This is a genomic window from Ensifer sp. Root127, assembly GCF_001425225.1.
Classification (GTDB): domain Bacteria; phylum Pseudomonadota; class Alphaproteobacteria; order Rhizobiales; family Rhizobiaceae; genus Ensifer; species Ensifer canadensis.
Genome location: NZ_LMDX01000009.1, coordinates 90,301 through 115,101 on the forward strand (window position 1 = coordinate 90,301; position 24,801 = coordinate 115,101).

General features: G+C 59.1%; 19 protein-coding genes. 9 read left to right on the forward strand and 10 right to left on the reverse strand.

The genetic code is table 11. The features are described 5' to 3' along the window. Positions 1 to 4 precede the first annotated feature (4 nt). Positions 5 to 1,051 (forward strand): sn-glycerol-3-phosphate ABC transporter ATP-binding protein UgpC, encoded by a 1,047-nt coding sequence (ugpC, locus tag ASD03_RS12320; RefSeq protein WP_057213855.1) that lies wholly within the window; start codon positions 5 to 7, stop codon positions 1,049 to 1,051. Positions 1,052 to 1,251: 200 nt separating this feature from the next. On the opposite strand, the gene ugpC (ASD03_RS12325) is transcribed toward ugpC (ASD03_RS12320), so the two are convergent. From ugpC (ASD03_RS12325) to ASD03_RS12355, 7 genes are all read right to left on the reverse strand, one after another. After that, the gene (gene ugpC / locus ASD03_RS12325) at positions 1,252 to 2,340 is read right to left on the reverse strand and encodes a sn-glycerol-3-phosphate ABC transporter ATP-binding protein UgpC (protein ID WP_057207705.1); all 1,089 of its coding nucleotides are present in this window, start codon (positions 2,338 to 2,340) and stop codon (positions 1,252 to 1,254) included. 9 nt (positions 2,341 to 2,349) lie between these two features. Further along, positions 2,350 to 4,596 (reverse strand): glycoside hydrolase family 2 TIM barrel-domain containing protein, encoded by a 2,247-nt coding sequence (locus tag ASD03_RS12330; RefSeq protein ID WP_057213858.1) that lies wholly within the window; start codon positions 4,594 to 4,596, stop codon positions 2,350 to 2,352. Positions 4,597 to 4,607: 11 nt separating this feature from the next. Continuing rightward, positions 4,608 to 5,423: a carbohydrate ABC transporter permease gene (locus ASD03_RS12335; RefSeq protein WP_025431308.1), complete on the reverse strand. Its 816-nt coding sequence runs from the start codon at positions 5,421 to 5,423 to the stop codon at positions 4,608 to 4,610. Next, positions 5,420 to 6,316, reverse strand: a complete 897-nt coding sequence (locus ASD03_RS12340) for a sugar ABC transporter permease (RefSeq protein ID WP_057213861.1) — start codon at positions 6,314 to 6,316, stop codon at positions 5,420 to 5,422. Before ASD03_RS12340 ends, ASD03_RS12335 begins: the two co-directional genes overlap by 4 nt. A gap of 103 nt (positions 6,317 to 6,419) precedes the next feature. Then, positions 6,420 to 7,688, reverse strand: coding sequence for a sugar ABC transporter substrate-binding protein (locus ASD03_RS12345; protein WP_057213864.1), 1,269 nt, complete (start codon positions 7,686 to 7,688; stop codon positions 6,420 to 6,422). 124 nt (positions 7,689 to 7,812) lie between these two features. Beyond that, positions 7,813 to 8,868: a LacI family DNA-binding transcriptional regulator gene (locus tag ASD03_RS12350; RefSeq protein WP_057207710.1), complete on the reverse strand. Its 1,056-nt coding sequence runs from the start codon at positions 8,866 to 8,868 to the stop codon at positions 7,813 to 7,815. A 436-nt stretch (positions 8,869 to 9,304) separates the two neighbouring features. Next, on the reverse strand, positions 9,305 to 10,411 hold the full coding sequence (locus tag ASD03_RS12355) for an AI-2E family transporter (protein WP_057207711.1): 1,107 nt from the start codon (positions 10,409 to 10,411) through the stop codon (positions 9,305 to 9,307). A 356-nt stretch (positions 10,412 to 10,767) separates the two neighbouring features. On the opposite strand from ASD03_RS12355, the gene ASD03_RS12360 reads away from it, so the two are divergent. The 8 genes from ASD03_RS12360 (at position 10,768) to ASD03_RS12395 (ending at position 21,203) form a co-directional block, all read left to right on the forward strand. Next, positions 10,768 to 11,844: an HlyD family secretion protein gene (locus ASD03_RS12360; protein WP_057207712.1), complete on the forward strand. Its 1,077-nt coding sequence runs from the start codon at positions 10,768 to 10,770 to the stop codon at positions 11,842 to 11,844. Next, positions 11,834 to 12,865, forward strand: a complete 1,032-nt coding sequence (locus tag ASD03_RS12365) for a DUF2955 domain-containing protein (RefSeq protein ID WP_057207713.1) — start codon at positions 11,834 to 11,836, stop codon at positions 12,863 to 12,865. The genes ASD03_RS12360 and ASD03_RS12365 overlap by 11 nt, the downstream gene beginning before the upstream one ends. A 687-nt stretch (positions 12,866 to 13,552) precedes the next feature. After that, the gene (locus ASD03_RS12370; protein ID WP_057207714.1) at positions 13,553 to 14,464 is read left to right on the forward strand and encodes a methionyl-tRNA formyltransferase; all 912 of its coding nucleotides are present in this window, start codon (positions 13,553 to 13,555) and stop codon (positions 14,462 to 14,464) included. A 51-nt stretch (positions 14,465 to 14,515) separates the two neighbouring features. Further along, positions 14,516 to 15,487: an ATP-grasp domain-containing protein gene (locus ASD03_RS12375; RefSeq protein ID WP_057207715.1), complete on the forward strand. Its 972-nt coding sequence runs from the start codon at positions 14,516 to 14,518 to the stop codon at positions 15,485 to 15,487. 4 nt (positions 15,488 to 15,491) lie between these two features. After that, positions 15,492 to 16,178, forward strand: coding sequence for an HAD family hydrolase (locus tag ASD03_RS12380; RefSeq protein ID WP_063963287.1), 687 nt, complete (start codon positions 15,492 to 15,494; stop codon positions 16,176 to 16,178). Positions 16,179 to 16,584: 406 nt separating this feature from the next. Continuing rightward, positions 16,585 to 18,720, forward strand: a complete 2,136-nt coding sequence (locus tag ASD03_RS12385) for a nucleoside-diphosphate sugar epimerase/dehydratase (RefSeq protein WP_082557306.1) — start codon at positions 16,585 to 16,587, stop codon at positions 18,718 to 18,720. A gap of 30 nt (positions 18,721 to 18,750) precedes the next feature. Next, positions 18,751 to 19,950: a glycosyltransferase gene (locus ASD03_RS12390; RefSeq protein WP_057213869.1), complete on the forward strand. Its 1,200-nt coding sequence runs from the start codon at positions 18,751 to 18,753 to the stop codon at positions 19,948 to 19,950. A gap of 5 nt (positions 19,951 to 19,955) precedes the next feature. Then, positions 19,956 to 21,203, forward strand: a complete 1,248-nt coding sequence (locus ASD03_RS12395; protein ID WP_082557307.1) for a glycosyltransferase family 4 protein — start codon at positions 19,956 to 19,958, stop codon at positions 21,201 to 21,203. On the opposite strand, the gene cysQ is transcribed toward ASD03_RS12395, so the two are convergent. From cysQ to cysD, 3 genes are read right to left on the reverse strand one after another with little or no spacing between them, the layout of a single operon-like run. After that, a complete protein-coding gene (gene cysQ, locus ASD03_RS12400) occupies positions 21,158 to 21,961 on the reverse strand; it encodes a 3'(2'),5'-bisphosphate nucleotidase CysQ (RefSeq protein WP_057207718.1) in 804 nt (267 codons plus the stop codon). The two genes, ASD03_RS12395 and cysQ, sit on opposite strands and share 46 nt — an antisense overlap. Next, positions 21,958 to 23,853: a sulfate adenylyltransferase subunit CysN gene (gene cysN / locus ASD03_RS12405; protein ID WP_057207719.1), complete on the reverse strand. Its 1,896-nt coding sequence runs from the start codon at positions 23,851 to 23,853 to the stop codon at positions 21,958 to 21,960. Before cysN ends, cysQ begins: the two co-directional genes overlap by 4 nt. Continuing rightward, a complete protein-coding gene (gene cysD / locus ASD03_RS12410; RefSeq protein ID WP_057207720.1) occupies positions 23,853 to 24,752 on the reverse strand; it encodes a sulfate adenylyltransferase subunit CysD in 900 nt (299 codons plus the stop codon). The genes cysN and cysD overlap by 1 nt, the downstream gene beginning before the upstream one ends. Positions 24,753 to 24,801: the final 49 nt, after the last annotated feature.

Genomic DNA, 24,801 nt, shown 5'->3' on the forward strand with positions numbered 1-24,801 from the left:
AGCAATGGCATCTGTCACGATCGAACAGGTTAGAAAGCAATATGGCGCCGTTCCGGTTATTCACGATGTTTCCATTGACATCGAGGATGGCGAGTTCGTCACACTCGTCGGGCCCTCTGGATGCGGCAAGTCGACATTGCTGCGTATGCTTGCCGGTCTCGAAGACATCAGCGGTGGCCAGATCCGCATCGGCGGCCGCATCGTCAACAATATCGCGCCCAAAGAACGCGATATCGCCATGGTCTTCCAAAGCTACGCGCTCTATCCGCATATGACTGTGGCGGAGAATATGGGATTTGCGCTGAAGCTGAAGGGACAGGACAAGGCCGCGATCCAAAGCCGGGTAAAGGAGGCGGCCGATATCCTGGCACTCGAACCTTTGCTCGACCGCCTGCCGAAGCAACTTTCCGGCGGCCAGCGCCAACGCGTGGCGATGGGCCGTGCGATCGTCCGTCATCCCCAGGTGTTTCTGTTCGACGAACCGCTGTCGAACCTCGATGCCAAACTGCGCGTAACCATGCGTGCCGAAATCAAGGATCTGCACCAGCGGCTGAAGACAACGACAGTCTACGTCACGCACGATCAGATCGAGGCAATGACAATGGCAGACCGGATCGTCGTCATGCGTGGTGGTGTGGTCGAGCAGATTGGCCGGCCGCTCGACCTCTATGATCGACCCGTAAACACCTTTGTCGCCACGTTCATCGGTTCGCCCGCCATGAACCTTTTCCACGGCTCGATCCTCGATGGGCAGTTCGTCACAGAGGACGGCAAAACGCTTCCGCTGCCGCCGGGTTATTCCGGCGGTGCTGCGCACACCTATGGCATCCGGCCTGAGCATCTGGCTATTGCCGAGAGCGGCATTCCAGCGACAGTCGGCGTGGTGGAGCCGACTGGCGCCGAGACGCATCTGGTCGTCAAGCTCGGCGCATTCGATACGACATTGGTGATCCGCGATCGAATGGAGCTTCGACCCGGGCAGACCGTGGCGATCGCCCCTGATCTGGCGAAAATCCACCTGTTTTCGTCACAGGGCTCGCGATTGAACTGAGACAATGGTTTCGTCAGTTGACGGGTTTCGACGCCGCTTGCGCACAGTTCGATCACTTGCGCGCAAGCGGCGCTTCTTCGAGGTCGGACGGGGGCAGGACAGCCGTTACCCCTTCCTTCGAGCGGCGATGACGCGCGACCATCGGTCGAGCCGAAAAGGCTAGGAAAACGATCGCCTCTGCTACGGAGCCACCGATTTCGCTATCTGAGACGGATGCCATCCTTGTCGAACAGGAAGGACCGTAATGCGGCGATGCCGATGCTGAGGGTTTCGCGACTGGCGATGTTGCGGACGTCACCGTGTTCGATGATGATCCGCTCGCTGTCCGAGACATGAGCGTAGACATAGCTGGTATTGCCGAGGTGCTCTGCGACATCGACCTTGACTGTGAGATCAACATCACCCTTGCCTTCAGCGAGAAAATGCTCGGGGCGAATTCCAAGGGTGACGACGTCGCCGATGGCAACAGATGTCGATGTAACGGGTAGAGTCAACGCGACACCGGGCTGGCTCGTGAGTGCCACAGTCGCGCGGCCGTCTGCGACGTTTGCGACATGGCCTTTCAGAAAGTTCATGCGCGGTGAGCCGATAAAGCCGGCAACAAAGGTGTTTGCCGGGTCGTCGTAGAGATCGAGCGGTGCGCCCACCTGTTCGACGACACCCGACCGCAGGACGACGATCTTGTCGGCCAGCGTCATCGCTTCCACCTGGTCATGCGTCACGTAGATGACGGTCGACTTCAGTTCCTTGTGCAGCTTGGCGATTTCGACGCGCATATGCACACGCAACTCGGCGTCCAGGTTCGACAGCGGCTCGTCGAACAGGAAGACGAGCGGATTGCGCACGATGGCGCGGCCGATCGCGACGCGTTGCCGCTGACCACCCGAGAGCGCCTTCGGCTTGCGATCCAGCAGCGGTTCAAGCTCGAGAATTCGTGCCGCGTCGTTGACCCGGCTATCGACTTCCTCTCTTGCCATACCGGCGAATTTGAGCGCGAAGCCCATATTCTCACGCACCGTCATGTGCGGATAAAGCGCATAGGACTGAAACACCATGGCGATGCCGCGCTTGGAGGGGTCAACGTCGTTCATGACTTCGCCGCCGATTGTGAGTTCGCCGGAGGAGATGTCCTCCAGACCGGCGATCATGCGCAGTAGCGTCGACTTTCCGCAGCCCGATGGGCCAACGAAAACGACGAACTCTCCGGCATCGATCGACAGATCGACACCCTTGATGATTTCGAGCGCGCCGAAGCGCTTGCGAATGTCGGTAAGACGGACTTCGGCCATGGCGGGTACTCAGCTGACGGTAAAGGTGATGGACTGGTTCTCGAAGCGGCGGCTCGTCACCGTTAGTTCGAGCTTGCCCTTGGCCTCGCCGGCCTCGATCCAGAAGCCGGTCGCGCCGCCCTTCAGCGTATGTTCTGAGGGCCCTATGATCCGGCCGGGGCCATCCAGCGAAAGCAGGACAGGCTCTTCGAAATAGGGCAGCAAATTGCCGCATTGATCGAGCGCGCGCACCACCACGCGCACCGCATCCTTTTCGCAGGCGCGAAGCTCCGTATCGTCGGCTACGACCTCCAGCGTCGCCGGGACCGGGTCGGCCGGAAGGGTCAGCGTCTTGACCGGTTTGCCGTCGACGTAGCCGGTGAAGGTACCTTCGCGCCAGACCCGACCCCAGGTGCCGAATTCTTCAGGCGTCACGCTGCGCAGGTCGAGCACGACGGGAGGATGCGGCAGATGCGGGTAGTTCTCCCTGTCCGGGTAGATCCGCTTTGTCGGCCATTCGCCGAACTTCACTTCGACATAGTCACAGTTCGTCAGCACGATCAGGGGAAGTACGCCGCCGATATTGCGTTCGCCGCGTGCCCAGAAGGTCACCGGCTGAAGCACGACATTGTCCTTCGGATCTCCCTGCGAAGCGTAGGCATAGGCAGCAAGTTTCGGTATCCGGTACATGTCGAGCACACCGTGATAGCAGATGCGGTCGCCGGCGCCGAAGTCCTTGTGGGTGTTGTAATCGAACATGCACCAACCGGTGGAGCCGGAAATATCCTGGTCGCCGGCAACGGCGTTGAGGATCAAGAGGTGACGCGTCACATGCTCGGCCTGGCGCTGTTCCTGGTCGAAGCGCTTGGTCGGATACATGTGGCCATTGTATTCGGTGATCATATAGGGGATCGGCCGGCGAATACCCGTCGTCTCCACCCGATCGCGCAGCACCACGCGCCCGCGGTTGTTGCCCGGCAACTCCTCGTTTCCGAGGATGAAGTCGTTCATCGTGTAAACGTCTTCGAGCAATTCCGAATTGGTGATGAAGCGTACGCCGCCGGTCTGGCGGGTCGGATCAAGCTCGCGCGCCAGACGGTTGGTCTCCGCGTAGAAGGCGTGGTTGTCCTGGCTTTCGTTAATGCGAACGCCCCAGATGATGATCGAAGGATGGTTCCAGTCACGCTCGATCATGCGGCGCACATTCTCGATCGATTCTTTCTGCCAGGCCTCGCCACCGATATGCTGCCAACCGGGGATCTCCTCGAAAACGAGCAGGCCGATCTCATCGCAGCGCTCGATGAACCACTTCGACTGCGGATAGTGTGACGTCCGCACGACATTGCAGGCGAGTTCATGCTTCAGGATGTCGGCGTCTTTTTCCTGCGCGCGCCGACCCATGGCGTAGCCGGTGTGGGGAAAGGCCTGGTGCCGGTTCAATCCGCGCAGTTTCAATGGTCGACCATTCAGCAGAAAGCCTTCCGGTGTAAAGAGCGCAGTGCGGAAACCGAAACGTTGCGTCAGCACGTCTTCGCCGTACTCTGTCTCAAGTTTGAGCGACAGGGCGTAGAGCACCGGGTTGTCGATATCCCAGAGTTCGATATCGGTGAGATCGGGGAAGGTGAGGGCCACCTCGTTGCCATCGAACTTGATCGAGGAAGCCGCAACGTCGCCACCACCCTTGCGGCGGATCTTGGCGGAAAGCATGCCGGACAACGTGTGCCCCTGCGGATTGCAGAGAAAGACACGAGCGGTGACGGACTTCTTTTCGGCAAGCGCATCCGGCGTCTCGATCTTCACATTGGCGATCGAGACGGGGTTTGTCACTTTCAGCCAGACGTCGCGGTAGATGCCGGCATAGCAGAGGTAGTCGATCTGGCCGCCAAAGGGGGGGATCTCGGGGTTCTCACAGCCATCGATCTTGACCGTGATCAGGTTTTCGCCACGCGTGAGATGCGGCGTCAGTCGCGCCTCGAAGGGCGTATAGCCGTCCTTGTGCGCGATGATCTCCTGGCCGTTCAGATAGACGACGCTGTCGGCCATGGCGGCATCGAAGATGAGCGAGACTTCGCGCCCCTCGAATTCCGGGCGCCAGTCGAGCCGCTTCTGATAGGTGAAGGGCTTCTGGTAATCGGTCTCGTCGAAGTAGTTGTAGGGCAGTTCGACGGCGCTATGCGGCAGCCGCACGGTTTCGCCCGACTGAAGAGCGTGAACATGTGCCGGCTCGAAGCCGTTGCGGAAGACCCAGTCGGCATTGAAGTTTTCAGTAATGCGCATTGACGACGTTCCTATTTCACTGAGCCGAGCATGCCCTGTACGAACTGGCGCTGCATGACGAAGAAGACGAGGAGGGTGGGGAGCGTGGCGAGGATCGTGCCGATCATGACCACGCCGTAGTCGGGGTAATAGGCCGAGGCGAGTGAGGAGACGACGAGGGTGATCGTCTTGGTCTCGTTCGACTGGAGGACGATGAGCGGCCAGAGGTAGTTGTTCCAGTTGGTCATGAAGACGATGACGAAGGCGGCCGCGTAGGTCGAGCGCATCACCGGAACGTAGATGTAGAGAAAGATCTGCCATTCCTTGAGGCCGTCGACCTTGGCGGCGTCGCGCAGCTCCGTCTGAAAGGCCTTCGTCGACTGGCGGAAGTAGAAGATGATGAAGGCGGATGCGATCGTCGGCAGCATGATGGCGATATGCGTGTTGATGAGGCCACTCTTCGCCATCATCATGAACAGCGGGATCATCAGTGCGGCAAACGGCACCATGAGTGTCAGAAGCACGAGCGCATAGATCCGGTCACGCGCCTTGGACCTGAACATCTCAAAACCGTAGCCGGCGAGCGACGACACGACGATCGTCAAAAGCGTTGCAAGCACCGCAACCTTCGTGGAGTTCCAGAAAACCAGCGGCACGTCGACCTGTGCGAAGAAGTTGGTGACATTTGTACCGAAGGCGTCGCCGATACCCGTTCTGCCGCTGATGATATCAATCGACTTGTTCGTCGAACTGATCACCATCCAGATGAACGGGAAAATCGACAGGAAGGCTGCAGCCGCGAGGAAGGCGTATTGCAATGCGGTTGTGGCCAGGCGTGAGGCGTTCATGACCGATCCCTCGCCGCGTAGAATTGGAGGAAGGACAGAAGCGCCACCATGATCACGATGACGTAGGAAATGGTCGCCGCGTAGCCGAAGCTCGGCATGAAGCGGAAGGTGAGATTGTAGATATAGAGCGAGAGGGTGATCGTTGCGTTCGCCGGGCCGCCGCGGCCCTCGGTCAGGTTGTAGACTTCGTCGAACAGCTGGATCGTGCCGATGGTCGAGATGATCGTCGTAAACAGGATCACCGGCTTCAGCATTGGTACTGTGATGTAGACGAAGCGAGCCCATGCCGGCACGCCGTCGATCCGCGCCGCCTCGTAGATCGACTTGTCGATGTTCTGCAAGGCAGCAAGGTAAAAGATCATGTTGTAGCCGGTCCAACGCCAGGTGATGGCCAGGATGACGAGCACCTTGGCCCAGAAAGGTTCCGTCAGCCAGCCGATCGGGGTGGCGATCAGGCCGACCGCCAGAAGTCCGGAGTTCACCACGCCATCGACGGAAAACATGCTTTTGAAAAGCACGGAATAGGCAACGAGCGAGGCGACGCAGGGCAGGAAAATGGCGGTGCGGAAAAAGCCGATGAACTTCAGTTTGTCGTTGTTCAAGACCGCGGCAAGCAGAAGCGCCAGCGTGATCATGATCGGCACCTGGACGATGAAAAAGGTGACGGTGTTTTTCAGAGCCTGAAGAAAGACCGGATCGTTCCATAGCCGTGCAACGTTTCCGAAGCCGGCAAACTTCATCATCATTCCCTTGCCCGAGAAGAAGGACAGGTAGAGCGAGCGCAAAATCGGATAGACGAGGAAGATTGCGATGAGAAGCAAGGACGGGGCGATGAACAGCCAGCCGTTGAGGTCGTAGTAGCGCTTCAATCCGCCTGTTTTGCCGGCAGCCATGGGTGCCCTCAACGAAAAGGGATGATGTTCCGGAGGGCACGCGACGTGATGGCCGCATGCGCCCGAGCGAGAAGGCAGGCGGTTGCCGCCTGCCTTTGAGCCGTTACTGGATCTGGCCCTGCGCTTGGCTATCGACCGCCTTCAGCACGTCATCGATGGGCGCGCCCTCGCCAAGCGAAGGCAGATGCGCCGTTACTGCCGTGTCCACCTCGTTGGTGAAGACGCCGTAATTGACCGCTGGAACCTTCGCCAACCAGTCGGAGAAGTTCTGCCAGACCTTCTCGCCACCAAAGAATGCATCGGCTCCAGAATAGGCGGGACCGTTGCGGGCCGCGAGCAGCGAGCCGACGGCACCGCGCTCCGTCAGGATCTTCTGATAGAAATCGACGTCCTTGGCATAGACTTCGTTGAGAAAGTCGATGGCTTCGTCCTTCTCGGCGGAGCTGGCGGTTACGTACCAGCTGGAACCACCAAGGTTGGACGCATGCGAGGCGCCCTCGACGTCAAGCTTCGGAATCGGTGCCACGCCCCACTTGCCGGACTGATCGGCCTGGGCCTTGACCGTACCGGTGATCCAAACGCCTGTTGTCACGGTGGCGACATCGCCGGAGGTGAAGGTCGCGACCCATTCCGTCCAGCCGGCAGCCGGCTTATGGATATTGGCCTGCAGGATCTTCTGTTCGGTTTCGAGCGCTGCCTTCAGGGCGGCGTTGTTCTCGATCGAAAGATTGCCGTCCTTATCGAAATACCAGCCGCCGGCGGATTGCATCAGGATGCGGATGAAGCCCGCATCGTTGACGTCGAGGCCGAGCATCTTCTTGCCGGTCTTGGCTTCGACCTGCTTGCCGATCTCGATGAAACGGTCCCAGGTCAGGTCCTGCATATCATCAGGCTTGAAGCCTGCCTGCTCCAGATAGTCCTTGCGGTAGTAGAGGCCGGTGACGCCGGAATCGAACGGCATGCCGTAGACGGCCCCGTCCATCGTCATCAATTGAACCTTGTAGGGCGCGAAGCCGGAAAAATCGACCTTGCTGGAAAGCTCGGCGAAGGCTCCGGGAAAGGACTGGAGGTACTTCTGCGCACCGTAGTCCTCGATCAGCACGATATCCGGCAGCGCGTCAGTGGTGCCCGACGACAGTGCCGTCTGCAGCTTCTGCTCGACATCGGCCTTGGCGAAATCGACGATGTTGAACGTCGTTTCGGGATGCGTCGCGCTATAGCGCGCCGTAGCTTCCTTCATGATCGCAACGTTGAAGTTGGGATCCCAACACCAGATCGTGACTTCCCCGGCAAAGGCGGCGGTGGACGCAAGCAGGCTTGTTGCGGCGAGCACGCCAGCCGCAACGCGCGACAGGTTCGTTTTGCGGTACATCGTTTCCTCCCTAGAAACTTGCTGAGGGCAGGTTCTCCTCTCCTGCCGTCCGCGCAAGATTTACCGAAATTCAGGCAACACGCAAGGAAGATTTAGTAAATATTTATCACGCGCAGCGAACAGCTCACAACGGCAAGGATTCCAGGGGCTTGCGGCAGCTGTCGCGCCAAACGAGTTCCGTGGCGATGCGTACCTGCTTGCCGTAGCTGCGGCCGGAAAGTCGCTCGAGCAACAGATCGACGGCTGTCTCGCCGATATGTTCGCCATGGATGCGCACCGTGGTCAGCGACGGCGTCAGGAACTGGGCAACGGGGATGTCGTTAAAGGATATGACGCCAATGTCGGCCGGGATCGAAAGGCCGAATTCCAGGATCGCCCGATAGGTGCCGATTGCCATGTTGTCGTTGGATGTCACGATCACATCCGGCCGGTCAGTGAGCGACAGCAAATCGCGCGCGAGACGATAGCCGGTTTCGAGCCGGAGGCTCTGACCCGATGAGCAATCGGAGAGCGCCAAAAGCTCAGGCGCGAAGGTGCCGTTCTTCTTCTGCCAATCGATATAGGCCACACATCGGCGCTCGGCGAAATGCTGGACAGTGCCGTTGAGGTTCTCGTGGCTGCCGATAAAGCCGATGCGCTTGTATCCGCTGGACTTCAGAGCGTCGAGGATCTTGCACGTGGCGAGCCCCACATCGGAAAACACGCTGTCGATCAGGTCGCTCCTCGGGTCGAAATCGGCAAAAATGACATGTGGAGCATTCTTGCTCAGCCATGCGATCTCGTTGTCGGAATGCTTGCCTATGACGATGACGCCCGATGCGCCTGCAAGCAAAGACGCCTCAGGCAGCGCGTCTGAATGGAAGACCTTGACGATCTCCGTCCTCAGGTCGCGGCAGCGGCTTTCGATGCCAAGCCGCACGCCGACGTAATAGGGGTCGGCAATCTCGTCCGAAGGCTCGAGAAAATGCACGATGACGAGCTTGGTCAAAAGGCTGGGGGCAGCCTGTCCGTTCGCCTTGTTGCGATTGCGCGGGGTCTCATAGTTCAGAGCCTCGGCCGTCTCGATGATCGCTTGCCGTTTTGCCGGTGAGATCGACAGGGCGGGGTCGTAGTTGAGCACCCTCGAAACCGTAGCCGACGACACGCCAACACTCTTGGCGATTTCCTTGATAGTGACCATGCCGTCATTCCATTGTTGTCATAGGGCGATCGTTGTCATTGGCGAATGTGCCATATGCAACGGGATTTCGAAATCGTCTTCAGTAAATTTTTACTCTCAACATTCAATTAGGCGCCAACGCAGCCAAACGCCACCATCACAATGTATGCGGCGCTCAATCTCATCAGCGGCAAGTGACAAGGCATGATCCTGTATGATCTTCTCAAGGGTACCTTGCGGTCCAATGCCCTGAAAAGAGAACTCGGTGACCGCTCACAGCGGCTCCTGATCAAGCAGCTAAGGGAACTCGAAGAGGTTGCCTGGTCGAATGCAAGGTGTTCGCAGTCATCCCGCCACAGGGAGGTCCGGGCGAAGTAACGGGCGGCAAAAACCGATGCCAGCACCTGAAATGCTAATCAGGCCAACGTCGCCAGCAAGCCAAGAGCAATGACCGGGATTATGGCGGCGGATATTCAGTTCGCGGCCCGCCCTCAATGGGTTCGTCCCGCAGCCACTCCATGAGCAGTACATAGCCAACAGCCAGGAGCACAGGGCCCACAAACAGGCCGAGAAGCCCGTCAGCGATCATGCCGCCGATTACACCGATCAGAATGATCGGCATTGGAACGTCAAGTCCGCGGCCGAGCATCAATGGCTTGAGGAGGTTGTCGCTGAGCCCGGCAATGATGGTCCAGATCGAAAAGATGATCGCCGGCGTGGTCGCTTCCGTCGCAAGAACATAGGCTATGACAGGTAGTGTTACCAACACCGCCGGCACCTGCACGATGGCAAACAATAGCACCAAAAGCGTCAAAACTCCGGCTGCCGAAAGACCTATCGCAAAAAAGCCTATCCCGATCAGCAGCGACTGGATGACGGCCACGCCGACTACGCCGACCGCCACACCTCGAATCGTCGCGGCCGTCATTGCAACTAGCCGGGTACCTTGTGCCTTGCTGCCGGTGATACGTTCCAACAGACGTCTGGCGAACTCGGTGGCGCCCTCGCCATAGGCGATGAGCACGGCAGCGACTGCGAACGAAAGCACGAATGACAGCTGACCGGCGGCCAAACCGCCCGCGAACGACGCCAGCCATGATGCAACTCCACCTAGCATCTTGCCGTACTTGGCAAGCGCCGCCGGCATGTTTGTCGCGACGAGAGCCCATGTCTCGGTCAATTTCTGGCCGACCAGCGGGAGGTCGACAAGCCATGTCGGCGGCGGTGGCACCGTCAGGCTGCTGTCTTGCAAGCCCGAGACGAACTCAAGTATGGAAGATCCAAGCGACGTCACAACCATGACCAATGGAACCAGCAGCAGCGCAACGCTGACCAACCCGATTAACGTCGCCGACCAGCGATTGCCGACCCGGGCAACCAAGCGTTGGTGCAGCGGATAGAGCATGACCGCGAGGATCACCGACCACAACAGGATGCCAGCAAAAGGCAATATGATGCGGCTACAGGCAAAGATCAGTAAGGCTACTAGTCCGATCTGAAGTGCTGCGTCGAGCATTCTTAAAAGCGACGGCGCGCGCTCAGGGATTGTTACCTTCGGCTCCATTGTTGCTGGCCCCCTTCCCAGCCAATCCGGATTTCCCAGGTAGCTTGGTACTCTGGCTGATTATTTACCTGTTTCGGTCTTCCTGCAAGGCAGACGCAAAAGTGCTCGCTGGACGCGCCCCCAACAGGCCATTTGAGAAGCCGATGCCACCTCAGCCTGGCTCGGTTCTATGGGCGGATACCTGGGTTATGCATCGCATCGGTGGCCGTTGCGATGGCTGCAGCTTAGGACTAAATTGCCATTCCAACGCAGGTGCTGGCGCAAGGAGAGCCTCGGCGCGACGGCCGCGTGGTCTTAGGGGAAACGTCATGGCGTCGGATACAACTGGGGCCCCTCAAAATGATGCTCCAAATACAGTGAGCGCGCCTGTTAAAGAGAAAAACCCGCAGCGCACGGTCGCAATCACCGTGCTCCTGGTGGCTTTGCTTCTGTTCGTCGTGACGGTGTTCATGGAGCGGCGTACTCCTTCTTCCTCGCAGGCGACCGTCAGTGCATACGTCGTTGGCGTAGCGCCGGAGGTTACCGGGCGGGTCATTGAAGTGGGCGTGACCGACAATAGCGCCGTGACGTCCGGCCAGATGCTGTTTCGCCTGGACCCGCAACAGTACCGGCTCGCCGTTGCCGAGGCGGAAGCACGCCTTGCAGGGGTAGGTCAGACGATCGGCGCTTCGACGGCGTCCGTCGATGTCGCCCAGGCCAAGGTGGTGGAGACGAAGGCAGTGCGCGCCAACGTCCAGGATCAAGCCACCCGCGCCATGGAACTTGTCAGGCGCGGTATCTACGCCCAGGCGAAATATGATGAGGCCGCGGCCGCGCTGGATCAGGCAGATGCAGGCGTGGATGCAGCCACAGCCGACCTCGTGCGGGCTCAGGAGGAGCTTGGACCTGCGGGAAAGGACAATCCACAATTGAAGGAGGCGCTCGCGGCGCTTGAAACCGCTCAGCTTGATCTGCTGCGCACGACGGTTTCAGCGCCGGCGGAAGGCGTCGTCACCAATCTTCAGCTTTCCGTCGGTGGTATGCTCAGCGCTGGCGAGAGTGCAATGACTTTCATCGATACCGGCACGATTTGGATCACCGCCGCGTTTAAGGAAAACAGCCTTGAGATGGTTGCCGCCGGCGACCGTGTGGAGGTGCTTTTCGATGTTCTCCCCGGTCAGATTTTCGCCGGGACCGTTGAAGGCATCGGGATGGGAGTGGCTCAGGGGAGCGTCGACCCAGCGACGGGCCTGCCGAAGATTTCCACAGACACTGGATGGGTGCGAACGCCGCAGAGCTTTCCCGTCCGCCTGGTTCTCGACGAAGGGCGGCCCAAGGGCGTTCGGTACGGTTCGCAGGCGAATGTGGTCATCTATACCGGGGACCATCCGGTCACCAATGCGCTCGGCAGTCTCTGGATCCGAATTCTGTCGGTCCTGACCTATGTCAGCTGACACGTATCTTTCGCACGAGGAGGACCGCGTCAATGTAAAGCGCAAGGGTCTGCGCATAGCGCTTGCCGTTGCGGTCGGCTTTTCCTGTTCAGTTTATTCGGGGGCTATCATCCCCTTCCTCGGGCCATTGTTTGCAGCACAGTTTCTCATCGCCAGTGATCGCCCTATGTCGTTGCAAAAGGCGTTAGCGGTCACTTTGTTTATTCTTGTCGTCGGGGCACTTCTGCAATTCGTAACGATGCTGACTGGCGACCGGCCGCCGGTTCTGTTGCTACTGCTTGGGCTGATTTACTTTGGATGTTTCTACCAGCAGGCGAACGGCAAGGGCGGCCCCACAATCTTTCTTGTTCTGGTCATTGCGGTTATGGTGCCGCTCCTCACAATTCTGAACGAGGATCTCGGCGACACCATTCTAATGATCCTGGTGCAGGGTGTGGTGACCGGAATGCTCTTGATGTGGCTGGCATATGTCTTTATCCCCGACAAAGGCAGCCCCACTGTTAAGCCGGCGACGGCGACGACATATCCGCGTGCGGCACACTACGCTGCCGCCAACACCACCATACTCCTGATCGCGGTGGTTGCCTGTCTGACACGCGAAGCGCTAGCCACGGCGATTGTCATTCCGATAACAGTCGTGTCACTGCTCTCACAATTCGACGCAACAGCCAGCACGCGCGCGGCGCTGGGGATCGTGATAACCAATATCACTGGAGGCGTGGCCGCGTCCGTCGCATTCGGGCTGCTTCAGCTACGGCCGTCCCTCATTTTCCTCTTTCTATTGGTCCTGCTGGCCGGCCTGGTATTTGGCGGTCGTGCCGCCATGCGTGCGCCGGCCGCCAAACTTTACGCGGGCGCCTTGACGATCTTCCTCCTCGTATTCGGAACCGGCGTCTCACCGCTTCCGGGGTCTGCCGCCGAGTCCTTCTCCACCCGCGTCACTTACATACTGGTGGCCATCGCCTTTGCCACATTCATGACGACGTTGCTTTGGCCTCGGCAGGAAGGCAGTCGCGATTGAGTGCTTGTCGGCGGCTGACGCGCGCCGATTGATCGCTGCCTCCTCCTTGGCGAGCCGCGGAGGCTGACAACCCAGCGGACATCATCGCGAACAGCGCCAGAGTGCAGCGTCTCTCGCCAACTAACCCCGTAGTCAACGCGAATGGCCGCTGTTGCCGCGACCGCTTGTGGCGGAAAAAGTCGGTTTTTCTATAAGGTCTGATTATTTGAAGAGTCGTAGAGGCCGACACAGAAAATTGGCGTGGGGGGCCTGCCAATTTTCGATCAAGCAGCGTGTAAGCCGTGTAGCGGAATTGATTCAGCATCAAGCAGCAAACATTCACGCAGAACGTGAATTGGCCGACTTTTCGGCAAACCCACGATTTGGGACTTTTTCAACAATATCGGCACAAAGAAGCCCTCGCAGGCTTTGAGAACCACACTAAGTGCTCTTCTTGTCCCATTCCAACAGCAGTCTGTCCTGAACATCGATCGGCCCATGCAAATCAAGGCTTTGCGGGCATGAAATCAACACCGGTTCAATTGGGACAGCGGAACAAGCCTTCGCGATGGCCCCGGAAAAGGAGGAACGCGTTTCGTGTCCAACAAATCCACTGGCCTCAATTTTAGTATGATGTAATTTTGACGCAGCCATCCATAGGCTGCATCCCAAGCTTGCCTTTCTCCCTTGGTTACGGAGTTATCATCGATGCGCGTCGCATTCGTCGGGACAGTCGAGGGTTCGAGGATCGCTCTTGAAGCGCTCGTGTCTGTGGGTCGCCCGCCCGGCCTGCTCCTCACCCTTCCCGGTGCAAAAGCAGGTCGGCATTCGGATCATGCCGACCTTATGCCGATTGCGCGAAGAGCAGGGATCGAGGTTGTCGAAACCTCTGATGTCAACGACGAGGCCACGCTTGCAACCCTCCGACAATTCGCGCCCGATGTCATCCTTGTCATCGGGTGGTCTCAGATCTGCGGCCCCCAGTTTCGAAGCATCCCTGCACGCGGTTGCCTGGGTTTCCACCCGGCCGCCTTGCCAAGGCTACGGGGGCGGGGAGTCATCCCCTGGACGATACTCTGCAACGAAAAGGTCACGGGATCGACCCTCTTCTGGCTCGATGATGGCATGGATTCCGGCGACATCCTGCTGCAACGATTGTTCGATGTCGCCGCCGACGAGACCGCGCGGACCCTCTACGACAAGCATACGCGCAACCTGTCGGAGATGATCGTCGAGGCGACGGATTTTCTGGAGAAGGGCTCGGCGAAAGGTATCCAGCAAGACGAACAGGGCGCAAGCTATTGCGCGCGCCGAAGAGCCGAGGATGGGTTGATCGATTGGCGAAGTTCGGCCGTGGACATCGAGCGCCTCATTCGCGCCGTCGGCGATCCTTATCCCGGGGCATTCACCTTTTTCGGCGATCGCAAGATCGTTGTCACCCGCGCGACCGTGCACCCGAATGCGGGCAAATATATCGGCCTTGCGGGCCAGGTCCAAGTGTACACGAAAGCCGGCTTCCTCGTCTTGTGTGGAGACGGCAATTGCCTGGAAGTCATTGACTGGCAGGGGGATCGGCCAGCGTTACATGGCAAGCTGACAGATGGCCGCCCGGGACTTTAGACAGGGGCAGCTTGAATCCAGGACGACAGGCGCCAACGGAGGGCTTTAACGATGAGCAGACGGGAGTTGTGCGTTCTCTTTTCTTCCGCCGGACGGCGGGTCGAACTCATCCAGTGCTTTCGCGCCGCGGCCGCGCGGCTTGATGTGACGCTGCGAGTAATCGCGTGTGACAGGAGGCCGGAGCTCAGTGCCGCCTGTCATACGGCCGATCGGGCATACGCCGTGCCCAGTTGTGACGACGAGGCGTTCATCGATGCCGTCGCCGACATCTGTCAAACAGAAAACGTCGATCTCGTGGTGCCGACAATCGATCCCGAATTGTTGCCGTTTTCCCTTAACGCCGAGCGCCTCGCCGTGGCAGGGACACGGATCCATGTGAGCCCACCCTTGGTGGTGGAAATCGCCCGGGACAAGTTGCGTACGATGCACACGTTCCACCGGGCGGGCCTCGCCGTCCCACGCACCGATACGCTGGAGAATGCCCGCCAGGCGATCTCCGACTGGACGTGGCCGGTCTTCGTCAAGCCGCGCTCAGGCAGCGCCAGTCGCTCCATCAGTGTGATCCACGAGCCAAGCGGTCTTCCTAAAGACTTCGCCGAACCGATGATCGTCCAGGAATACCTCTCCGGCCCCGAATACACGATCAGCATGTTCATCGATCGTGATGGCGTGGCCCGATCTTGCATCGCACACGAACGGCTCTCGGTGCGGGCGGGCGAAGTCGAGAAGGGGCGAACTGTGCGCCTGGCGGAGCTTCCCGCGCTTGCGCGCGGGATGGCTGAGGCACTGCCCGACGCACGCGGCGCCCTCTGCTTTCAGGCAATCGCCGATGCAACCCGCGGATTGCAGGTAATCGAACTCAACGCGCGGTTCGGAGGCGGTTATCCGCTTGCCGATCACGCCGGGGCGTGTTTCGCGCAGTGGCTGCTTGAGGAAGTCGCCGGCCTTCCCGTCAGCGCCAACGACGATTGGCGAGATGGAGTACTCATGTTGCGCTATGATCAGGCTCTTTTTGACGGGTGACCAAATGCGCTCCTTTGCTCGCGGGATCATCTTTGATCTCGATGATACACTCTATTTAGAGCGCGACTTCGTCTTCAGCGGCTTTGCGGCTGTCGGCGCATGGTGGCAGCAAAGAACCGGACAGACCGATTTTGCTGCGCGGTGTGCCCGTCTTTTTGCGGCGGGAGTCAGGGGCCAGGTTTTCGATCTTGCGCTTGCGGAAACGGAGGGCGAGGTCGACCCTTCTCTGATAGAGCAACTGGTGACGATTTACCGGCACCATCAGCCATCAATCTCGCTTGCCCCCGACGCGGCGCGTTTTTTGTTCGATCGCCCGAACGATGACTTCATCGGCATCATCACCGATGGACCAGTCTCGACCCAGCGTTCGAAAATCAGGGCCCTTGGACTCGAGCATAAAGCTGACCTCGTCCTCTTTACGGATGCCTGGGGCATATCCTATCGCAAGCCACACTCAAGAGCATTCGAAGCTGTCGAGACTGCGTCGCATTTAACGGCATCGCAACTCACCTATGTTGCCGACAATGCCATCAAGGATTTTGTCACGCCCCGAACGAGGGGTTGGCAGACCGTTCAAATCCTGCGCGACGATCGCATCCACTGGTGCGACGCGCCGACGCCGATGCACCAGGCACAATCACGAATCGTTACATTCGACGAACTCGAGTTAGCGATCGAACGCTTTCCTTAATCCTCTCGCTTGTAGCAATTCGGCACTTGCGAACCTAAATGATTGATCTTTATCGTCGTCTGTCTACGTTATCAAAATCCATCGATGTTGTAGATTACATTGATCGCCCCAAAGGATTAATCCTTCAAAGTTAGTTTACTTTCCAAAATCAAAGTGGTCTCTAGAGTTCAATGTAAATAGGGAAAAGGTAAAACACGCTCCGACACCAAACAGGTCGAGAGCGTATATCTTTTTTATGCTATGGAATTGACGGAATTCCACCAGAAGTAACGCATATACTTTCGGTCGTATTACTCGCCCGGCCCATTCTGGCCACCGGTTAGCGAAGCCATGTCGAAGGAGGGGCGTTATGTTTCGCATTCCGACCGCCTTTAAGGCGTTTTACGGTGCGTGGGCATTTCGTGTAATGAATCATCGAGCCATCGCAGACAGCGCAGCGTTCCCGGCAACGGCCCGGGACGCCGCGATCACACTTGCGCAGCTTGGCGTCAGGAAACTCAAATCGGCCGCTCGTGGCGCACGAAAGAACGCTGCTCTCTATGCGGTGGATTTGGCATCCGCTGCGATCGCGCTTTTCCTCGCACTATTCCTGCGGTATGGGCCTGGAGGCCTGAGCGATCGCCCCGATACGATGCAGATCCTGGCCTGGTCGTCTGCCCAGTATTTGGCGGTCTGCGCGGCCATGTTCCCGCTCTCGGGTCTCTACAGTCGAAACTGGAAATACGGGTCAATCAGCGATCTTGTGATTATCATCCGCGCGGTGGTACTGACCTCGCTCGTCCTCATCGCCCTCTTGTTTTTCTCGACACGCCTCACCGATATGCCGCGAACTGTCGTGCCGCTGCAATCGCTGCTTTTGATGGCCTTCCTTGCGACCTCCCGCTTAAGCTTCCGCGCAGACGAATTCCTGCCTTCCAAAAACAAGCGATCGGATAAGGCCGACCCCGATGGCCATCGCCACCGCGTTCCCCTGCTTCTGGTGGGAGCCGGCAACGCCGCGGATCTCTATCTACGCGCTTTGTCTCGCGATCCGGCGGCGCCCTATGTGCCGGTCGCCTGTCTCGACACGAGTGAATCTCAGGTTGGCCTGATGCTGCATGGGGTACCGATCGCAGGCAGGCTCGAGGATCTGGAACAGGTCGTCGCCGATCTCAGGGCCGAGGGCAAGCAACCCTGCCATATCGTTTTCACCGAACCCCTGTCGTCCTTCGACGAGACGGCTTCGGGTGAGTTGCTGCAGGCCGCCGAACGCCTTGGGATCGCAGTCTCGCGGCTGCAAAGCGCCACGGAGTTCAAGCAGACCAGTAACGAGAACCCATACGAGCTCCGATCGATCGAAATGACTGATCTCCTCGAACGACCGCAGGCCGCCCTCGACAAGGACGCCATCAGGCGCTTGATTGCCGGCCGGCGAGTTCTCATCACTGGGGCAGGCGGGTCGATCGGCAGCGAACTTACCCGCCAGATCGCCGCTTGCGGCCCGGCCGAGATCGTCCTGGTCGACAATACCGAATTCAATCTCTATTCGATCGACCTGTGCCTAAAGGAAGAGTTTCCGGAGATCCGCCATTCGAACTGCCTTTGCAGCGTTCGGCGCAGCCAGAGGGTCAATGAGATCTTCGAAGCGCACCTGCCGGAACTGGTCTTCCACGCCGCCGCGCTCAAACATGTGCCCATGGTTCAGATCAATCCCTGCGAAGGCGTCCTGACCAATGTCATCGGCACCATGAACGTCGCGAACGCAGCCAAGCGATTCGGTGCGCTCGCCATGGTGCAGGTGTCTACCGACAAGGTGGTGAACTCCTCCAGCATAATGGGCATGACGAAACGGCTTGCCGAACTCTATTGCCAAGCGCTCGATCTCGATGGTGTCACAAGCGGGCAGGGACCCCGCTTCATGACCGTTCGCTTCGGCAACGTGCTTGGATCAAGCGGATCCCTTATCCCGCTCTTCAAGCATCAGTTGGCCAAGGGCGGTCCGTTGACGGTCACGGACGCGAGAATGACGCGTTTCTTCATGACCATCCGAGAGGCCGTCGAGCTGACGCTTCAGGCATCGGCTTACGGTTTTCAGAAGCAGATAGGCCAAGGCGAAATCTTCGTTCTCGACATGGGCGAGCCTGTGAAGATCATTGACATCGCTCGACGCATGATCCGTCTGGCGGGCTTCGTGCCGGACAAGGACATCATGATCGAGATCGTTGGATCCCGACCGGGCGAAAAGCTGTTCGAGGAACTGTTCGATCCGACCGATAAGCGCATCCAGTCGGCCATCCCGGGCGTGCTTGGAGCGGTCCCTCAACCCGTGCCATCTTCGGTGTTGAAGAGCGCATTCAATCGTATGCAGCGCGATGCCGAACGATGTGACGAGAGTTCTGTTCTGGCAGCGATCGCTCAATTGTTGCCGAATGCGGAAATCCCCCAAGACATGATTTCGGCAGCGAGGGCGGCTCGTCGATCGACCGGTCGCAGTCCTGGCGTTATCGCGCTTAGCAAAAAGACGGCGGTGCGGCCGCAGACCACCAGCAGGCCGCGTCAGTAGGTATTGGTGTACGCAAGGAAGGAGCATGGCATGGCAGGGATCCCCGTACTTCATTGCATCACGGGGCTGAATGTCGGCGGTGCGGAATACATGCTCGCGCGCTTTGGCGCAAAGCTCGCTCAAACGCCTTACGACCCTTCCGTGCTGTCGCTGATGTCGCCCGGCCCGATCGCGCGCGATTTGCAAGCGGCCAACATCGACGTCGCGACACTCCAAATGAACCAGTCTCGACCAGGCCCTCGTGCCTTGGTCAGACTGCGTGCGATCGTGAGATCGTCTCGCCCGAGCCTGCTTCACGGATGGATGTATCACGGCAATGTCGCCGCATCGCTCGGAGCGCTGCTCGGCGAGCGACAGCCCACCATATGGAGCATTCACCACTCCATCGCCAACCTCGCCTCAGAGAAACTGCTGACACGTGCCGTGATCCGGCTGAGCGCTTCCCTTTCCCATCGCACATGCGCAATTTCCTACTGTTCGCGGGTGTCGGCCGACCAGCACGAAGCGCTGGGTTTCGATCCGGACAAGCGGCGTATCATTCCAAACGGTGTCGATTGCGATCAGTTTCGCCCACGGCCCGACGCCCGACGGTATCTCTGCGACGCGCTCTCAGTGCCCACTGAGCGCTTTCTTGTCGGCAATGTCGCGCGCGCACATCCGATGAAGGACCATGGCACCTTCGTGCGTGCAATCGCCACGCTTCGCAGCCTGGGGCTTGATGCTCACGGGATCCTGATCGGCGACGGCCACGAAAATGGGATCGTCCGACATTTGGCGGCCGAACTCGGCATAACACCGATGATCACCGTCTCAAACGCGCGTGCGGACATTGACCGCCTGATGCCGGGCCTCGACCTATTCATGCTGTCGTCGGCTTGGGGGGAAGCATTTCCACTGGTCGTGGCTGAAGCAATGGCCAGTGGCGTGCCGGCGATCGCCACCGATGTCGGAGACTGCGCATGGCTGCTAGGAGACCGGCAGATGGTCGTTGAACCGGAAAACGCAGATGGTCTTGCAAAACTTGCCGCGTCGATCCTCTGCCTGTCGCAAAGCGCCCGGCGGCAACTGGGAGAACGCGCGCGTAGGCGCGTCGTCGAGCGGTTCTCGCTGAGATCCTACGTCGACAGCCACCTCGCGCTCTACGACGAGGTCCTCGACCAGCAAGCCACCAAAGCGGCGCGGCAAATTGGGTGGCAGGCACCGGTCAACGCAGCCCGTCGTATGCGGTAGTGGCCATGAAGGCATCAAAAACCGTTCCCAGCAAAACAGAAGCACCCCGCACCAGGATAGTCCTGATTGCGAGCTTGACGTCGTCGCTAACGAATTTTCGTCGCGAATTGATCAAGGATCTTGTCAAGGCAGGGTTTGATGTCGATGCCATGGCCCCTGACCATGATCCGATCGTGGAAAAAGAACTGGATACGCTTGGTGTGCGTTTCATCCGAATTCCCATGTCGAGGGCCGGGCTGAACCCCTTTGTCGACCTTATGACGCTCGCCGCACTGGTCCGTCACTTCCTGAAAGAACGTCCGGCGGCGATCCTGCCCTATACGATGAAACCGATCATCTACGGCGGCATTGCCGCGCGGCTCTGCTCGGTGCCCCATAGGTTCTTTCTCGTCACCGGACTCGGCCATATGTTCGCTGTCGAGCCTGACGAAAGCGCCGTTCGCCGATCGCTGCGCTCGATGTGCGTCGGGCTCTACCGATGCGCGATGAAGAAGGCACGGGCCGTCTTCGTATATAACGAAGCGGATCTTGCCGACATCAGAGAGCGCCGGCTGGTCGACGACCCCTCTATTGTCTCTACAGTGCCGGGGTCGGGCGTCGATCTTGATTACTACCACGCATCGACGCCACCGCTTAAGCCGACGGTTTTTCTTCTGATCGCCCGGCTCCTGCGCGACAAGGGCATCCCAGAATATGTCGCTGCGGCGCGGACAATCCGCGCACGCCACCCCGACGCCGTCTTCCAACTGCTGGGGCACTACGATCCCAACCCGACGGCGATCAGCGAAGGAGAAGTCGCTGGATGGGTGCAGGAAGGTGTGGTGCAGTATCTTGGAACCACCCGCGATGTGCGTCCGTACCTTGCGGCCTGCAGCGTGTTCGTGCTGCCCTCCTACTACCGGGAAGGCATCCCCAGAAGCATTCTGGAGGCGATGGCCACCGGACGCGCAATCATCACGACGGATCTACCCGGTTGCAGGCAAACGGTGGACCCAGGTGTCAACGGCGTTTTGATCGAGCCTCGCAGCGTCTCGTCGCTTGTTGAAGCGATGGAAGGCTTCATTGAAAAGCGTTCCGCGATTGCCGCCATGGGACGCGCTTCGCGTCGGATGGCGGAAGAACGGTTCGACGTCAGGCTGGTAAACCGCCTGCTTCTTGCGCGTATGCAAATAGACGACAAAGCGACGACCGCATGCACCGACGATAGTCAGCACCAACCCTCAGGCGGGGCTGCGGCCCAGGCGACGAAGTGAGGGTTGGCGAAGTCGCAATCGCTCACCTGCCGGCACTTGCCATACCTCAAGACCGAGCCGTCCAGGCGCAGCACCGTTCCGCCGGCAGCAGCCAATACCGCATCACCGGCGGCAGTATCCCACTCCATCGTCCGGCCAAAACGCGGATAGACATCCGCCCGCCCCTCGGCCAGCAGGCAGAATTTTAGGGATGAACCAACCGAGGTACACTCCTGGACATGGTGCCGGGCAAGGAATCTCTCGGTTTCCGCGCAGGAATGGCTGCGGCTCGCGACCGCGATCATCGCGGTTTCACGACCGCGCGCGCGGATCTCCCGTCGCTCGCACACGCGACCGAAGCGATCGATCTCCAGACGCTGCGCGATGCCACCGGCCGCAACATAGGCTCGTCGCAAGGCCGGGGCATACACGATACCGGCAATCGGCTTGCCGTTCTCGATAAGGGCAATGTTCACAGTGAAATCGTCACGGCGAGCAATGAACTCTTTGGTGCCATCGAGTGGGTCGACCAGATAGAAGGTGCCTTCCTCAACGGAGGGAGCACAGCCCGCAGCTGCCGCCTCCTCCCCGACGATGGGGGTGCCGGGCGAAACTTTGGCGAGACGTTCGAATATCACCGCCTCAGCTCTGAGATCAGCTTCGGTAACGGGCGATCCATCGGCCTTCGCAACGGCGTCGGCGCCGGCATGATAGACATCGAGAACGGCGATGCCCGCAGCCAGTGCCGTCTCCTCGAAAAGTTCGGACAACGCGTTCATTGCAACTGTCGCCGTGCGAGAAAATCTTCGATCTGGAGGGCGAGATCCGTCGGCTCGCTGTCGATCGTCGACAGGCGCAGCTCCGGATGCTCCGGCTCTTCATAGGGTGACGAGATGCCAGTGAAATTGGCGATCTTGCCGGCACGGGCTTTTTCATAAAGCCCCTTGGGATCGCGGCGAGCGCATTCCTCGATCGGCGTATCCACGAAAATCTCGATGAATTCACCTTCGGCCATCAGTTCGCGCGCCATGCGCCGCTCGTCACGGAACGGCGAGATGAAGGAAACCAGAACGATCAGGCCGGCATCCGCCATCAATTTTGCCACCTCGGCCACGCGCCGGATGTTTTCCACCCGATCTTCGTCGGTAAAGCCCAAATCCCTGTTCAGGCCGTGTCTGACATTGTCGCCGTCGAGAAGATAGGTATGCCTGCCATGGGCATTGAGGATCCGTTCGAGCGCGTTGGCGATTGTCGATTTGCCAGAGCCGGAAAGCCCCGTGAACCACAGGACGGCAGGTGTCTGCTGTTTCTGCGCACTTCGCGCCTGCTTGTTGACGTCCATGGCGTGCCAGTGGACGTTGGCCGCGCGCCTCAATGGGAAATCGATCATGCCGGCGCCAACGGTGTCGTTGGTCAGGCGGTCGACGATGACGAAATTTCCGGTGGTCTTGTTGTCCTTGTAGGCGTCGAAGGCGATCGGAGCCTGCGTCGAGATATTGCAGACGCCGATCTCGTTCATCGTCAGCGATTTGGCTGCCTCCCGGGCAAAACTGTTGACGTTCACGCGATGCTTGAGCTTGGTGATCGTCGCGTTGACGCTGTCGGTTTCGGTCCTCAGGATATAGCTGCGGCCCGGAAGCAAAGGGTTGGCGTCGAACCAGATAACATGAGCTTGCAACTGATCGGCGACGAAAGGCCGTGACGATGGCGACGTCAGCATGTTGCCGCGGGAGGCATCGACCTCATCTCTAAGAACCAGGGTAACGGCCTGGCCGGCCTCGGCGCCTGCGACTTCTCCGTCATAGGTCACGATGGATTTGATCGCCGTCTTTTGTCCAGACTTGGCGACCGTGACCGGATCACCGACGGCTATCCGGCCGGACGCAATCTCGCCGGCATATCCGCGGAACCCGGCATTGGGCCGATTGACCCATTGTATTGGAAAGCGGAAAGGGCGATCGGCGCCCTCTTTGCCGACGTCGACGGTTTCGAGATATTCGAGCAGGCTCGGACCCTGGTACCATGGCGTGTGCAGTGACCGGGAGGTGACGTTGTCACCATAACGCGCTGATACGGGAATGGCCTGCACCGTTTCAAAACCGAGCGTCAGCACGAATTTTCGATAGTGGGTCTGTAGCGCTTCAAATATGCTCGAGCGATAGCCGACGAGATCGATCTTGTTCACCGCAACAACCACATGGCGAATGCCAAGAAGCGAGGCGAGGTAGGTGTGGCGGCAGGTCTGCGGCAGCATGCCGTGCTGGCTGTCGACCAAGATAATCGCCAGATCCGCCGTCGATGCGCCGGTCACCATATTGCGGGTATATTCCTCGTGGCCGGGCGTGTCGGCGACGACGAACTTGCGCTTGGCGGTCGAGAAGTAACGGTAGGCGACATCTATGGTGATGCCCTGTTCTCGTTCCGCCTCAAGCCCGTCCAGCAGCAGCGAGTAATCGAGGTGATCGACCTTTCCCTGCCGTTCGCTCTCCCGTCCCAGGTCCGCGACCTGATCCTCCAGGATTAAGCCGCCGTCATAGAGTAACCTGCCGATCAAGGTGGATTTTCCGTCGTCGACCGATCCGCAGGTGATGAAGCGAAGAAGCGACTTGCTACCTTCGACATCAAGGAGCCCCGCCACTTCAGGCGAAAATACCGAAGGTTGACCGTGCATCAGAAGTATCCTTCCCGCTTCTTCCTTTCCATGCCGGACGCTTCGTCGCGATCGACAAGCCGGTTGCGCCGCTCCGAGGAGCGGCTGAAGACCATCTCCTCGATGATCTCGGGAACAGTCGTTGCCTTGGACGGGATGGCGCCGGTGAGCGGGTAGCACCCCAAGGTGCGGAAACGCACTTGGCGCTGACGGACGATCTCGCCCGGCTGCAGCGGCATGCGGTTATCATCAACCATGATCAGCATGCCGTCCCGTTCGACGACCGGACGTTCGGCGGCGAAATAAAGCGGGACCACCGCGATGCTTTCCTGCAGGACATATTGCCAGACATCCAGTTCAGTCCAGTTCGAGAGCGGGAAGACCCGCATGGTTTCTCCCGGCGTGAGCCTGGTATTGAAGGTCTTCCACATCTCCGGTCTCTGTCGCTTGGGATCCCAAGCCTGACCGGCAGTGCGCAAGGAAAAGATCCGTTCCTTCGCCCTCGATTTTTCCTCATCGCGCCTCGCGCCCGCGATCGCCACGTCGAAGCGATGTTTCTCCAGCGCCTGGCGCAATGCCACCGTCTTCATGAGGTGCGTGTGGACGTTCGAACCGTGCTCGAAAGGACTAATGCCTTGAGCGACACCATCCTCGTTGATGTGAACGATGAGCCTGAGATCGTTGTCCCGTGCGACTTGGTCCCTGAAGGCGATCATCTCCTTGAACTTCCAGGTCGTATCGACGTGAAGCAGTGGAAACGGCGGTTTTGCAGGAAAGAATGCCTTCATCGCCAAATGAAGCAGCACGCTTGAATCCTTGCCGACGGAGTAAAGCAGCACTGGGTTGGCGGATGTTGCCGCGACCTCCCTCATGGTGTGGATGGCTTCGGCCTCAAGGCGGGCAAGATGCGAAAGAGCCATGCGACAACCCCTTTGTGTCGCCTTGCGAAATCGACCGGCGCAAATCAAT

Bases quoted from the DNA above. Each gene is read 5' to 3' on its own strand.
- ugpC (WP_057213855.1), top strand. From the start codon at position 5: ATGGCATCTGTCACGATCGAACAGGTTAGAAAGCAATATGGCGCCGTT.
- ugpC (WP_057207705.1), bottom strand. From the start codon at position 2,340: ATGGCCGAAGTCCGTCTTACCGACATTCGCAAGCGCTTCGGCGCGCTC.
- ASD03_RS12330 (WP_057213858.1), bottom strand. From the start codon at position 4,596: ATGCGCATTACTGAAAACTTCAATGCCGACTGGGTCTTCCGCAACGGC.
- ASD03_RS12335 (WP_025431308.1), bottom strand. From the start codon at position 5,423: ATGAACGCCTCACGCCTGGCCACAACCGCATTGCAATACGCCTTCCTC.
- ASD03_RS12340 (WP_057213861.1), bottom strand. From the start codon at position 6,316: ATGGCTGCCGGCAAAACAGGCGGATTGAAGCGCTACTACGACCTCAAC.
- ASD03_RS12345 (WP_057213864.1), bottom strand. From the start codon at position 7,688: ATGTACCGCAAAACGAACCTGTCGCGCGTTGCGGCTGGCGTGCTCGCC.
- ASD03_RS12350 (WP_057207710.1), bottom strand. From the start codon at position 8,868: ATGGTCACTATCAAGGAAATCGCCAAGAGTGTTGGCGTGTCGTCGGCT.
- ASD03_RS12355 (WP_057207711.1), bottom strand. From the start codon at position 10,411: ATGGAGCCGAAGGTAACAATCCCTGAGCGCGCGCCGTCGCTTTTAAGA.
- ASD03_RS12365 (WP_057207713.1), top strand. From the start codon at position 11,834: ATGTCAGCTGACACGTATCTTTCGCACGAGGAGGACCGCGTCAATGTA.
- ASD03_RS12370 (WP_057207714.1), top strand. From the start codon at position 13,553: ATGCGCGTCGCATTCGTCGGGACAGTCGAGGGTTCGAGGATCGCTCTT.
- ASD03_RS12375 (WP_057207715.1), top strand. From the start codon at position 14,516: ATGAGCAGACGGGAGTTGTGCGTTCTCTTTTCTTCCGCCGGACGGCGG.
- ASD03_RS12380 (WP_063963287.1), top strand. From the start codon at position 15,492: ATGCGCTCCTTTGCTCGCGGGATCATCTTTGATCTCGATGATACACTC.
- ASD03_RS12385 (WP_082557306.1), top strand. From the start codon at position 16,585: ATGAATCATCGAGCCATCGCAGACAGCGCAGCGTTCCCGGCAACGGCC.
- ASD03_RS12390 (WP_057213869.1), top strand. From the start codon at position 18,751: ATGGCAGGGATCCCCGTACTTCATTGCATCACGGGGCTGAATGTCGGC.
- ASD03_RS12395 (WP_082557307.1), top strand. From the start codon at position 19,956: ATGAAGGCATCAAAAACCGTTCCCAGCAAAACAGAAGCACCCCGCACC.
- cysQ (WP_057207718.1), bottom strand. From the start codon at position 21,961: ATGAACGCGTTGTCCGAACTTTTCGAGGAGACGGCACTGGCTGCGGGC.
- cysN (WP_057207719.1), bottom strand. From the start codon at position 23,853: ATGCACGGTCAACCTTCGGTATTTTCGCCTGAAGTGGCGGGGCTCCTT.
- cysD (WP_057207720.1), bottom strand. From the start codon at position 24,752: ATGGCTCTTTCGCATCTTGCCCGCCTTGAGGCCGAAGCCATCCACACC.